Below are 13,190 nucleotides of genomic sequence, written 5' to 3'. Positions count from 1 at the left end.
CCATACGCGTCAAGTTAAGGCCCAATATAGCACCATTTAAAGTGGGTAGATAGCCTTCGAAATCCCTTAACAAGTGTGCCCAACAAATCTGTCTTTTTTCGTCACTGAAGTAGTTGTAAACCGCATACCTATCGGTAACAACCAAATTCTTATAACTAGAAAATGTACTACTCTCTAGAAACTTAACTCCTCTTGTGTCTGCTAATTTAATAAGGCTTGCTTCATTATTAGCAAACACCCAGCACCAGCCAAGTTTACCTTTAGAATAATGGCTAGTTTCATCAATATGCAAAACTTTGCTTGCTCTCTCTACTTGTTCATATACATCTTAATACATAATTCTCCACAAAAACAATCTTCAGGGAGGAGCTGGATAATTATAAGCTCAGCATTATTGTTTGGCGCTATAGGAGCCACAATGGCTACAATGGGAATTATACCTGAAATTGCTGCTATTGGAGTAATTGCAACTGTTGTGTTGTCAGGAATCGCTGGTACTATAGTAGGTGGTGTAGCGGGATATCTTGTTAATGTGGCAATAAATCAATGCTGTGGAGCATGCAGCTCAGTAGTTCAAGAATAAGACCAATCCGGTAAAAAAGCATTTGTGGGAGTGGAAACCATTTTTTGATTTTTCTTTACTAAGTCTACTAAATATAGTTTAGAGTTGCTTGGTGATTCTGTTCTTGTGAAAATGATTTCTCTACCATTTGGTAGCCATGCCGGAGATTCAATTTTATGCCCTTCTGAAAGTAGACGTTCTTCTTTGCCATCTGGCTTCATAACTCCTATGTAAAATTTTCCTGACTGAATCTTTGTGAAAGCTATCAGATCTCCTTTTGGCGACCAAACAGGCGTAGCATATCTTCCACTTCCAAAACTAATTCTTTTAGGTTTTTTACTTTTGTTAGTAAAATCGATAACATACAGCTGCTGACTCCCACTCATATCGGAACTAAAAACCATATACTTTTGATCTGGAGAAAAAGAGGGAGAAGTGCTTATAGCTGAACCTTTAGTAATTTTTTTTGTCCGTTTACTACTTAAATCCAAAGATAATATATTCGTTTCACCACCCAATGAGTGGGAAATTAAAAGAGATTTACCATCAGGAGAAAATCTTGGTGCAGAAATAACTCCTTCAAATGCGCTGATTATTGATTCAGTGTGGTCTTTTAAATTTTTTAATACTATATAACTTTTACCATTTGCGTATGAGATATAAACAATACCCTTTCCATTTGGTGAGAATCTCGGTGTTGACACAAATCTATCGCCATTTGTTAAGTATTTTATATTACTTCCATCTTGATTCATCACAGCAATTTTACGTACGGATTTATAATTGCTATCTTTTTCTTCAGCAATATACGTGATTTTTGTGTTGAAGTGCCCTTTCTCACCAATCAATCTATCATGTATCACATCCGAAACGAGGTGACCAATTTTTCTCCAGTCTTTTGCTGGAAAAACAACTGACTGAGTAAGTAATTCTCTTTTTGTAAAAGTGTCAAATAAACGAAATGATAGCTCTAATGCACTACCAGATACTTCGCTTAAACTTACTGTGACTACAGTATCGCTTTTCCAAGATTTAAATTCAGCTTCCGCGCCACGTTTTACATTAAATAAGCCACAATTAGATAAATTTGTTCCTATTACCTTTGCAATATTTTCGCTTAATTCGCTTTCCAGCGCTGTTTTACATGTACATTTAGATACAACAAGACCAATGTTACCAACACTGCTTTTTTTTATATCAACATATAAAGCAGCTTTTGTAAAATAAGGAATAAATAACGAAACAAGCAATATTAATTGAACGAATAACTTCATTCTTTCATTTCATACCTGTTCTATCTGGACTTCAATTATAGGTCTTTTTAGTAAATATTCCTTTAAGATACTCAATATTGAACTTTCAATCTTATTTTTAATTTTTTTTGTTGGCTGCAAACTAAACAACGACTCAACTTTCTTGACAATTTTCTGTATAATAGCTGCATCTTCTAGCACTTCAAAAACACCAGGTACAAATACTTTCGGTTTAGTAAGCAATTTATTTTTCTTGTTTACAACTGCTATTACCACAATAACTCCGGCATCTCTCATTCTTTTACGCATTTTTATAACACTGCTCTCCGGATGACGTAGCAGCATACCATCAATACCAAAGTAGTCAACATCGATTGAATCAACTTTTTCTCCGTTCTCCAAATTAACAATATCACCTGGTGCAATCATTATTGCTTTTGCCACACCGCACTCTTTAGCAAATTTTACATGTGCATGCGTGTGAATATATTCGCCGTGAACTGGAATAGACATCTTCGGTTTTATTAAAGAATACATTTCCTTTAACTCTTCTCTTGTTGGATGCCCAGAAGCATGAACATGCTCTGTTTTTTCAGTAACAACTTCTACCCCCATCTCAATAAAGGCATTGAGCATGTTGTGCGCACGAGTTTCATTTCCAGGAATGATTTTTGACGAAAAGATCATGGTATCACCTTGCTGCATTTTAAATGCTTGATGACTCTTATTAGCAAGCCTTGAAGTTGCTGCCAGTGGCTCACCTTGACAACCTGTGCAAAGTAGCACCAGTTTTTCCCTTGGAAAATTTACTGCTTCCTTTGCTTCAAGAAACTGAGGAGAATCAGTTAAATAACCACTATCTTGCGCAACCTTCACTATTCTCCATAAAGATCTACCAAGTAAAACTACTTTTCTATTTAGTGCTTTTGCAGCTTGGCTTATCGTTTCAATTCGTGCCACATTTGAAGCAAATAGCGAAACAGCAACTAATTTTTTAGACCGCTTTATTATGTTATAAATGTTATTATAAATTTCACCTTCTGACTCAGGGTGATGCTTGCTTAATATATTGGTTGAATCGCAAATTGCTGCAAGCAGGTCACCTTTATCGCCAATTTCTTTTAGACGCTCTATATTAGAAGTTAATCCAACAACAGGTTTTGGATCAAATTTCCAGTCTCCGGTATGGAGTGCACTACCCATTTCAGTGCTAATTAATATTGAATTTGCCTCAGGAATTGAATGAGTTATATTTATAAACTCGACGGTAAAAGGACCCAAATTTGTGCTGCCATTTATGTCCACCTCTTTCACAGGTACTGTATCTTCTAATCGAAACTCCTTTAGTTTCTCCCTAAGAAAATTAACCGTAAACTTTGTTGTATATATGGGGCACTGCAACTCTTCCCACAAGTGGGGCACTGCACCGCAGTGGTCCTCATGTGCATGTGTAATTATTATTCCAAGCAAATCTTTTTTTCTTTGAGCAATAAAATCTACATCAGCAATGAGCAGCTCAACACCTGGCATAGTTTCATCTGCAAAACCAACACCAAGGTCGATCATAATCCACTTACCTTGATAATGATATAGGCTAACATTCATCCCGATTCTTCCTACTCCCCCAAGCGGAAGAAATAAAAACTCATTTTTGTTTATATTCATTAAATTTAAATTATTAAAACCTGAGAATAGCAAAACTTTGACCTTAAATAAAGAAATTTATTGCTTTTACATAATTTTAAGGAACTAATACCAATTCCCACTATACAAAGAACAGATAGAAGATAATGGAAAAAAAGCTATACTAAAGTAAGTGAAATAGCGAGGTTTAAATGGCATTAAGGTCAAAACTATTAGACGAAAAAGTTGTAAATTTGGCGAAAGAAATGTTAAAAAAGGTCAGAAATAATGCATATGTTTCAAAAAAGTTACAAGCGGTAATAGCAGGAAAAGAAAGTAGTATAAGCGCTGTAGCAAGAATATGTAAAATTTCAAGGACTGCTTTGACTGAATGGATAAAGCATCTAAAATTTGGTAGAGTAGAAAAACTATTTGCCCCGTCTCAGCGGCGAAGAAAAAGCAAATTAAACAAAAATCAACGTAAGCAAATTGAAATATGGGTAGAAAAAAATCCAAATATTACTATTAAGGAAGTGCGAATAAAAATCTCAGAGGAATTTGACCTAAACATCGGTAAATCAACAGTGCACCGTGAGATACAAAGGATGAAATTTTCTTACATAACACCAAGGCCAATGCACCATAAACAAGATAAAAACAAGCAAGAAGAGTTTAAAAAATACTTCAATAAAATAGTCAATTCCCACCCTGAAAAGGAGGTATTTTTTTGATGAATCACGATTTGGAACTCATTCAAAAATCGGACACGGATGGTTCAAAAAAGGGATCAGAACGCAGGTTAAAATAAAAATCGGTAGACAAAATTTCTATATCTACAGTGCGGTAAATCCAAGAAGTGGTAAGGAAATTAGCCTACTTGCTCCATATGTAAACACTGATTGTATGAATATATTTCTGGAGCAGATGTCGAAAGATTTAGGCACGAAAGAAGCCTTTCTTGTAATGGATTGTGCAAGTTGGCATAGATCAAAAAGTTTGAAATTTCAGGAAAACATTACCATTATATACTTGCCTCCTTATTCACCTGAACTGAATCCTGTTGAGAGGTTGTGGCAATATATCAAACACAATACTTTACGCAACAGAGTCTACGATACCATAGGCTTACTTGAAGATGTTGTGTGTAATTTTATTGTCAGTATTTCCAGCACTACTATTAAACGAGTTTGTAATGTTTCTTATTTGTTCGATTAGTAATGGAATTTGGTATAAGAAGTTTCTGTTGGCTAATAATGTTGATATCAACACTATTGTTAAGTTTTCCATTAATAAGGTCAAAGAATTGCAGGATTAAATGAAAACCCGTAAACAGTTACTCCTTCATGTCATTTAGCAGATTTCTTATTTTTTTTTTACTTTACTAAAAAACCCTTCAGATCGTTGTTGTACATTTGCATTTTCCTCTTCTTCAAGTGCTTTTAATAGTTCAATTTGCTTTTTAGTTAAATTTTTTGGATTTAAAGTCTCAACTATTACCTGTACATATAAATCACCACGAACATGTGAGTTCATATATGGCATACCCTTCTCCTTACAACGTAACTTGGTACCAGTTTGAGTGCTCTCTGGAACTTTTACTTTTGTTTTAGCTCCATCAATTGACTGAACATCAATTTCACCACCAAGCACAGCTAGTGTCATTCTTATAGGTACTTTACAGTGTAAATCTGCCTTATTTCGAGTAAAGATTTTATGGGGAGCTATTTTCACGTATACGTATAAATCTCCACTTTTTCCACCTCTTGCTCCAGCTTCTCCTTTACCACTTATCCTTACCTTAGCTCCTTCTTCTATGCCCTTTGGAATTGAAACGGATATATTTACTTCATCTCTTCTACGTCCACTTCCACCACATTTCTTACATTTATTTTGTATTATTTCTCCTTCCCCATAGCATGTAGTACATGTTCTTTCGATGGTAAAAAAGCCTTGTTGAGTTCTAATCCTACCGCTTCCCTGGCATGTGGGGCACTGAACTGGTTTAATTGCTCCTTCGCTACCTGTGCCTTGGCATGTGTCACATTTTACATTTGTCACATAATGTATAGGCGCTTGTATTCCTTTAAATGCATCTTCTAAGGTAATTTCAAGATCATAACGTAGGTCTGCTCCAGACACTCCTGTTGTGCTCCTCTTTGCTCTTGATCTACTTGCACCACCACCGAATCCTCCACCAAAGAAGTCATTGAATATGTCGCTAAAATCTCCTGCAGAGCTAAAGCCTTGAAACCCACCAGAAGCACCTTCGTGGCCATAACGGTCATAGCTTGCCCTTTTCTCAGAGTCAGATAGAACTTCATATGCAGCTGTTACTTCTTTAAATTTTTCCTCTGCTTCTTGATTGCCAGGATTTCTATCAGGATGATATTTTAACGCTAATTTTTTATACGCTTTTTTTATCTCATCAATACTGGCATTTCTTCCTACTTCCAGCAGATCATAGTAGTCTTTTTTGCTCATATATAATAGTTTAGTGTTTAACCTCTAAAGATAGGTATTGCATATATTAATTTCAAGTGTGACTTCTGTTTCCTATAAAATGTGGTGCACCCTGAGCGACTTGAACGCCCGACCTTTTGATCCGTAGTCAAATGCTCTAATCCAACTGAGCTAAGGGTGCTTTCATAAAGTTAACTTTAGCAGGTTTTGTAGCTTGATTCAATTAATTTGGCTAAAAATAAAACTGTTAATTTTTATCATACGTGAAACCTGCAAAAAATTGCATTTGTTTTCTTAAGAATCATTTTATGGTCAAGCTCACAACTATACGAACATTTGTAGTCAAGGCACTGGATCTGAAATTGCAATGTTCGTATAGTTGTGGGTTTAGAACCCCTCACAATTCCCAAACTGCTGTTCCGAATTAGAATTATTAAATTCACTATAAGGAGGAGGTGGTCCATAATTCCTAACTGCTTCTTCAGCCTCCTCAATATTGTCTGATTCTTTCTCATGCTTCATATGAAAAGCTAAACCACCAGCAAAACATACGAGAGAATTAACGCCAAGGATAGCTAAACCCCACACTGGTAAGACTGGGTAAACAGCACAAGCTACCTACTTTCAAAACACGTCCCCTCAGATTCTCACTTTGGCATCATTCTACCTTATCTAAAGCCATTTTATACCTTTTTATCCCTTCTGGGGTAACCTTTTTTCAGTTAGCTATAGTAGATCTTTCAGAACAACTAAACGTGACTTGTTCTACTTCCATCTAATACAATGTAACAAAGGGGTATAACTCAGAGCTAGAGGTTATGATTGTAATAAAGATATAAAAAAAACGGATAAGTCAAGCAAAATTACATTTGTAACTTTGCTTGACTATCCATTTATTACCACCTAAAATAGCTAACAAAGCCATCCCGTATGACATTTTATCTATATCTAATCAAGCATATTAATAAGTAAGTAAACTTTAATATAATCTTATTATACTTATAAATATGCTGTATAGAATGAAAGTATGGATGATTTCATAACTGCAAGAAGGAAAGATGATGCTGTAGTATCTGTTTGTCAGGATAATAAGAAAAAAAACGTATTAATTTTAGGGCTCAATCAAGCCGCAAGGAATTTGTTAAAATACGAGGAAGGGAATTTACTTAATAAGCCGTTAATCAATATTTTAAGTGCAAGAGCAGCTGACGACATGAAGAATTATTTAGAGTATACCGAAAATGGACACGATTTACTTGATGTATTACCTAAAGTGATAGGTTTTTCCTTAACTGATGCTAAAGGAGAAGATATAAAGACAAAAGTAAAAGTTTTCCGCACTGCACAATTTGCTAGTAATAAAATAAATTATGAGCTATTGATACGTGATATCAGCTTGTCTCATAAATTAGGAATCTTTAGAGATGAATATCTAATGGGTAAAAAATATAAAAACCATGACTTATTCGATATACCAAACAATGAGTCTACTATTCTAGAGTTATACGTTATATTAAATTTTGCCTTTCAACATCAAATTAATGCAGCTATAGGAGTGATTGGCTTAAATAGTAGCTGTAGTGAGACAAATGATGCACTGAAAGTTATCATAGAACATTTTTGTAAAAATTGCCGTAGTGATGATTTTCTAGGGTATATTGATGAGAATAAAGTGCTTTTTGTTTTGATTAACTGCGATGTAAAAAGTACGTCTAAAATAATTAATCGTATACATTCTGCCATTAATAAGCAGTTATTAAAGCGAAAATTACCAAGTGTATCAATAATTTATGGGAATATAGCTCAAAAACGGGCAGCAAAATCTACCAGCGGCGCCTTCTGAAAAGTTGTTTTTTATTTATATTGAGTTTAAACTTAAATTTTTATAAAAATTTAAGTTTATTTATGAAGTTAAGGTACTACCTGGTAGCACTGCTTTCATCATTATTTTTGCAGAGTAGTGCTAGCTCTAGAACAATTTTGGATAAGGAAATATTTTATGTAGAACTAGACGGAAAAATAGATTTGAGATTCGGCTACGCCTTCAACAGAGGTTCTTTCAATGCTAAGGCTAAGGATAAAACTTCAAGTTATTCATACTTGCGCTTTCTTTATTTACAGCAAGTTTATCCAAATACTCAAATGGGGTTTAATGTTAAGGCAGGAGTTTCTGGTATTGCAAACCTAAAAGCGTTAGACATAGAAAAGTTAGACATGGAGGAATGGTATTTCATCATTAAAAATCAGGTGCTTGGATCAATTGAATATGGTAAAAGAAGTTTAGTTAGTCAGGGCATGTTAATTAACACTTCAAAAATTTATACAGCTGCTGGAGGAGTAAATGGTCATTGGACAAACTATGCAAATTTGCGTGGTAACGAAAACAGAGATAATGGCCCTGGATATGATAAAGACAAGGTATTTTGGGTAAAACCCAACATTTACAGTAATTATAATGGACTCGAACTAGGGTTAAAACAATCATCAATTAACTACATCTCCCCTGAAATCTATAACTTTCAACTCGGGTTCAGTTATGTCCCAGGAAAAAATAACTTACAGTACAGCAATTTAATTGCTGCTGGCCTTTCCTATAAAAATGGCCTATCAGATGATATAAATTTTACTACTGCCTTAACTGGTGAATTTGCAAGAGAAAATTTAACTGATTGCTCAGATGGAACTTCTAAAAATTATGAATGTCGTAATCAATTACTGCACTGGAATTTTGGTTTGAAGCTAAAATTGTTCGATCTTGATTGCATTTTTTCGTATGGTAATGGCGGTAAATCTGGTGAGAAGCGTAATCCTGAAATAAATAATACGTATTATATGAATGCAGGTATTGCTTACCATTCTGATTCTCGTAAATTGAGCTTAACATATTTCAATAGTGGTAGGGATATTGCAGCAAACGAGTTAACATCATATGCTTTAAGCCTTGAATATCCATTTTTTATGGGCACTTCATACTATCTCGATATTGTAAAATTTAGTACCAAAGAGCCTGAAGTAGAAAATAGCAACTCTGGTTATGTGCTCTTGACTGGACTGAAATTAAGTTTTTAATGAGGTTACATTGCCTCCTGTCATCCCAGCACTCTTTTCTGTCATCCAAGTAGCGGATAACATAGAAACGAAAAACTTACTTGACACATTTTGCCAGCCCCCTTATCGTGACGTGTATAACAATGTTACAAAAAATAATATCATAGGGTTCTCTCTACTTTTTCTGGGTAAGATCAGAATTTCCTCTTAAGCCTTTAGCTCCTCAAATACTTCACTTGCTCTATTTAAAACAGAATCAGGAAAACCAGCAAGTTTTGCCACATGTATTCCATATGACTCATCTGCAATGCCTTCAATTACTTCATGTAGAAAGATAACCTCTCCGTTCCACTCTCTTATTTTTACACAAAAACATTTCACGTTCTTCAAGTATTTGCTTACTTTAGTTAATTCATGATAATGAGTTGCAAAAATGGCGCGGCACTTATTTACATTGTGAATATGTTCAATCACCGCCTGAGCAATAGATAAGCCATCATACACTCCTGTGCCCCTACCAATTTCATCAAGTATCACCAAGGAACGATCTGTTGCCTGATTTACTATCGTTGCTGTTTCGATCATCTCTACCATGAAGGTAGAATAACCAGCTGTTATATTATCTGTTGCACCAACCCTGCTAAATATCTTGTCAATCACTCCAATATGCGCACTCTCTGCTGGCACAAATGACCCCATGTGAGCTAAAACTGCAATGAGAGCGTTTTGCCTCAAGAAAGTGCTTTTTCCAGCCATATTAGGACCAGTAATTAGATGTATACCAGCTAAATTGATGCTATTTGCAATGAATTTATCGTTAACTTCAACCACTGGATGTCTTCCATTGCGAATATTGAACTCTTTACTGTCATCGATAATGGGTTTTACGTAATTATTTTGCACTGCAAGCTCCGCAAACGTGGCTCTAATATCAAGTTTTGCCAAAGCATTTGCAGCAAGAGCAATTTTTTCAGATTCTTTAGCGACTTCACTACACAGTTCACTAAAAATTTTCACTTCTAAGCCGATTGCAGCATCACGTGCCGTAAGAATTTTATTTTCTAGTTCTTTCAATTCATTAGTAGTGTAGCGCATGCTATTTGCTAAGCTTTGCCTATGAATAAATATGTCCGAAGTTATTTTGTGATTTGCTGACACTTCAACGTAATAACCAAGTATATTGTTGTGTAATATTTTGAGTGCGGCAATGCCAGTTAGGTTGCGATAAGACTCACGGAGCTTAGTTACCAACTTGTTACTGTTGTTCAATATATAAGATAACTCAGATAATTCTGAGTTGTATTTTGGATTGATAAATCCTCCTTCTTTCACGGAACTGAGGTTATTATCAAGTATAGCGCTGTTTAGAAGCTCGAATAGATCTTTATGATTACCAAGACTTTTATGTATTGTGCTTAGTTCACTCTCGTCTGATTTTACTGTCATTCCAGCGCGTGACGCTGGAATCTGCATCTGGATTCCAGTGTCAGCTACTTGGATGACATATTGTTGTGGGAGAGATCCATTTTCACCTGATTCAATTTTACATAAGAACTCAGATAACTCTAAAGTTTTTCCTAGGCCTATTTTTAATAGGTTCATATCCTTTGGTGAACCACGTCCTAGTATTAAGCGCGATAAAGACCTCTCAATATCCGGAATGTTAGATAATATCTCTCGTATTTTTCTGCGTGGCTCATGATTATTTACAAAAAATTGAGCGGTGCTGAGCCTCAAATTGATTGCCTTGGAGCAAGCAAGTGGTGAAGCGAGCATTTGTTTGAGCAGGCGTCCACCAGAGGCTGTAACTGTGTGATCAATAACTGAAATTAGTGAACCTTTCTTTTCACCAAATTGAGTTGAAAACAACTCAAGATTTCTCCTTGCTGAAGCATCAATAAGCATGAAATTTTGTTGCTTATAGGTTTTTGGGAATTCAAGCCTTGGAATGGAGCCCCTTTGTGTTACTCTGACATATTCAAGCAGTGCACCGCACGCCATGATTTCTACTTTGCTGAAATTTCCTATACTCCCAAGTTCCCTGATTTTATAAAACTCGCATAACGTTCTGTGAGATTTACTATACTCAAAAAAACTCTGTGCGTGTTGTGTAATTGATATTTTATAATTTTTTAAAATCGATCTAATTTTTTCGTCCTCAGTGAATTTTTCAGAAATTAATAATTCTCTTGGTGATATACGCAATAAATCACTATCTAGAGCTTTCAAATTCGTTAAAGTGTGAAAAAATTTTCCCGTTGATAATTCAAGCCAACTAATAGCATATTCGTCATTTTGTTCAACTATGGATGCGAGATAATTATTGCTTTTATCCTCCAGTAGCGAATCTTCTATAATTGTACCTGGAGTTACAACTCGTACTACATCACGTTTTACTATGGATTTATAGCCCCTCTTTTTTGCTTCATCAGCAGTTTCTAATTGGTCACAGATTGCTACTTTGAATCCTAAATCTATTAGCTTGTGTAGGTAAGATTCGCTACTGTGTGCTGGCACTCCACACATTGGTATTTCTTGCCCATTTGAATTGCCCCTCTTGGTTAGCACTATATTCAGCAATTTCGCAGCTTTAATAGCATCATCGAAAAACAACTCATAAAAATCTCCTAGCCTATAAAATAGCAGATGATCCTTGTATTGAGCTTTCAGGTTCAAATATTGCTCCATCACAGGGGTGTTTTTTTCTCTTACGAAGCTCATAATATTTTTTAATATATTGTATTGGTAATAAATTCAATGTTATTATAGATTATATTGCACATGTGAATAACATAAATTTTAGATAGGTGTATAGAGGGGAAAATTTAAAACAATTAAATTTCTTGGATCCAAGTAGTCAGGACACTTGGATGACACCCTCCTTGTATGTATTATAGCTAAAGTGACTTACGACAATTTGAAGAACGACAAATTCGTCATTCCGCTACTAGTTAGCGGAATCTATACCGCGCATAGCTGTACGAACATTCATTTTTGAAGGTAAATTGCACAGCAAATGGTGTCATTCCAGTGCTTGACACTGGAATCCAGCTTCTATGCAACCTCATCAAAAACATTCATTTAGTGTAAGATCAGCTACTTTCCATGCTAGTTTGCTTGTTCACAAGCAAACTTTTCTGGATCCCAGTGGGCTTTGTTGCATAGCAACCGAAAAAATCTGGTGGCTACTGACAAAATTCATTATAAATAACCATTTAACTGTTGAAGAAAAAATATGCCACAGAAAATGAAAGTCAGTAACCAAAACGAATATAACAAATTCCTTGAAAAAAGGGGAAATATTTTTCGTTACATCGATGAAGCTATCGAAAATTGGTATGAAAATAGTCCAAAAATGCAGGGCGGCAACTATATTTACAGTGATAAAGTCGTAATTTTGGTGCATATAATTGTCAATCTTTTTAGAATTGGGTTAAGACAAACGGTGGGGTTTATAAAAGGATATCTGCAACAAATAGGAAAAAATTTGGCAGTTATCAGCTATTCACAAGCATCAAGAAGGTTTAAAAAACTTAATATTAAGATAAATGATTGCAGGGTTGATAAAAGCAACATGGAAAATATTGAAATTATCATAGATAGCACAAGTATCAGCATTTACAGTAACACTCCTGGCCACAGTAAGGAAAACAGTGCAGATAGAAAGTACCGAAGCTACGAGCAAGTAAGAAAGTTACATGTTATGTTAAGTGTGAATAGTAAAAAAGCTATAGCTGCAAGATACAGTAATGGCGTCTACTCTGACCACTATGGAGCTTGCGATTTGCTTGAAGAAGTTAATTTTCAGCACAAAATAAAAGCATTATATGCAGATAGGGCATACGATAGGCACAAACTTTATAAATTGTGTAAGAAATACGATATAAAGACAAAAGTTCTACCAAAAAAGGATGCAGCAGAACATTCAAAAATAGATTATATGTCTGACAGGAATGCTGCTATTAGGTTAATAAAATTATATGGACAAGATGGTGTAAAAGAGTGGAAAAAGGAAGCAATTTATGGAAAGAGATCTTACATAGAAGGATTTTTCTCAAGGTTGAGGCAAGTATTTGGATTTAGCTTTAGGAATAAATCTGAAGTAAATCGTGAAAAAGAATTACTAATTAAGTGCTATTTGCTCAACAAATTCACTGATATTGGTATGGCTAAATTTGAAATCATTACATAAATTTGTCGTAAACCATCACTGCTTAAGGTGCTATGCAACAAAGCCATCCCAG

At 35.1% G+C, this 13,190-nt stretch carries 11 protein-coding genes, 1 tRNA gene and 1 pseudogene; 6 read left to right on the top strand and 7 right to left on the bottom strand.

The genetic code is table 11. The features are described 5' to 3' along the window. Positions 1-55: 55 nt before the first annotated feature. Positions 56-325, bottom strand: a pseudogene (locus OOK92_RS07870) (IS66 family transposase); the annotation flags it as partial. On the opposite strand from OOK92_RS07870, the gene OOK92_RS08505 reads away from it, so the two are divergent. Beyond that, on the top strand, positions 287-583 hold the full coding sequence (locus OOK92_RS08505) for a hypothetical protein (protein ID WP_386086839.1): 297 nt from the start codon (positions 287-289) through the stop codon (positions 581-583). The pseudogene OOK92_RS07870 and the gene OOK92_RS08505 overlap by 39 nt on opposite strands. Here OOK92_RS08505 and OOK92_RS07860 read toward each other — a convergent pair. Together OOK92_RS07860 and OOK92_RS07855 are read right to left on the bottom strand one after the other, a co-directional pair. Continuing rightward, positions 574-1,836 carry a Tol-Pal system protein TolB gene (locus tag OOK92_RS07860; RefSeq protein ID WP_264735785.1) on the bottom strand — a complete coding sequence of 421 codons (1,263 nt, stop codon included), beginning with the start codon at positions 1,834-1,836 and terminating at the stop codon, positions 574-576. The genes OOK92_RS08505 and OOK92_RS07860 overlap by 10 nt on opposite strands. Positions 1,837-1,845: 9 nt before the next feature. Beyond that, positions 1,846-3,480, bottom strand: coding sequence for a ribonuclease J (locus tag OOK92_RS07855; RefSeq protein ID WP_253309120.1), 1,635 nt, complete (start codon positions 3,478-3,480; stop codon positions 1,846-1,848). A gap of 170 nt (positions 3,481-3,650) precedes the next feature. Here OOK92_RS07855 and OOK92_RS07850 point away from each other — a divergent pair. Further along, positions 3,651-4,653, top strand: a protein-coding gene (locus tag OOK92_RS07850; protein ID WP_264735405.1) for an IS630 family transposase whose coding sequence is annotated in 2 segments (ribosomal slippage) — positions 3,651-4,160 and positions 4,162-4,653 — 1,002 coding nt in all. Because the reading frame shifts where the segments join, the coding sequence is not laid out codon by codon here. Positions 4,654-4,800: 147 nt separating this feature from the next. Here the strand turns inward: OOK92_RS07850 and dnaJ are convergent. From dnaJ to OOK92_RS07835, 3 genes are all read right to left on the bottom strand, one after another. After that, positions 4,801-5,919, bottom strand: coding sequence for a molecular chaperone DnaJ (dnaJ, locus tag OOK92_RS07845; protein ID WP_264735784.1), 1,119 nt, complete (start codon positions 5,917-5,919; stop codon positions 4,801-4,803). A gap of 82 nt (positions 5,920-6,001) precedes the next feature. Further along, positions 6,002-6,079 (bottom strand) — tRNA-Arg (locus OOK92_RS07840). A 206-nt stretch (positions 6,080-6,285) separates the two neighbouring features. Continuing rightward, positions 6,286-6,486, bottom strand: a complete 201-nt coding sequence (locus OOK92_RS07835; RefSeq protein ID WP_264735782.1) for a hypothetical protein — start codon at positions 6,484-6,486, stop codon at positions 6,286-6,288. Positions 6,487-6,925: 439 nt separating this feature from the next. On the opposite strand from OOK92_RS07835, the gene OOK92_RS07830 reads away from it, so the two are divergent. Together OOK92_RS07830 and OOK92_RS07825 are read left to right on the top strand one after the other, a co-directional pair. Next, the gene (locus OOK92_RS07830; RefSeq protein WP_253309117.1) at positions 6,926-7,741 is read left to right on the top strand and encodes a hypothetical protein; all 816 of its coding nucleotides are present in this window, start codon (positions 6,926-6,928) and stop codon (positions 7,739-7,741) included. Between the two features lie 62 nt (positions 7,742-7,803). After that, on the top strand, positions 7,804-8,967 hold the full coding sequence (locus OOK92_RS07825; protein WP_264735781.1) for a porin: 1,164 nt from the start codon (positions 7,804-7,806) through the stop codon (positions 8,965-8,967). Between the two features lie 186 nt (positions 8,968-9,153). Here the strand turns inward: OOK92_RS07825 and mutS are convergent, their stop codons facing one another. Further along, on the bottom strand, positions 9,154-11,667 hold the full coding sequence (gene mutS / locus OOK92_RS07820) for a DNA mismatch repair protein MutS (protein ID WP_264735780.1): 2,514 nt from the start codon (positions 11,665-11,667) through the stop codon (positions 9,154-9,156). A 335-nt stretch (positions 11,668-12,002) separates the two neighbouring features. On the opposite strand from mutS, the gene OOK92_RS07815 reads away from it, so the two are divergent. Further along, the gene (locus OOK92_RS07815) at positions 12,003-12,197 is read left to right on the top strand and encodes a hypothetical protein (RefSeq protein WP_264735779.1); all 195 of its coding nucleotides are present in this window, start codon (positions 12,003-12,005) and stop codon (positions 12,195-12,197) included. After that, positions 12,182-13,138: an IS5 family transposase gene (locus OOK92_RS07810; RefSeq protein ID WP_264735778.1), complete on the top strand. Its 957-nt coding sequence runs from the start codon at positions 12,182-12,184 to the stop codon at positions 13,136-13,138. Before OOK92_RS07815 ends, OOK92_RS07810 begins: the two co-directional genes overlap by 16 nt. The last annotated feature ends 52 nt before the right edge of the window (positions 13,139-13,190 follow it).

It is taken from the genome of Wolbachia endosymbiont (group A) of Rhinocyllus conicus (assembly GCF_947250775.1).
Taxonomy (GTDB): domain Bacteria; phylum Pseudomonadota; class Alphaproteobacteria; order Rickettsiales; family Anaplasmataceae; genus Wolbachia.
The sequence above is the reverse complement of the archived record's forward strand: the minus strand, read 5'-3'. Positions and strand labels throughout refer to the sequence as shown.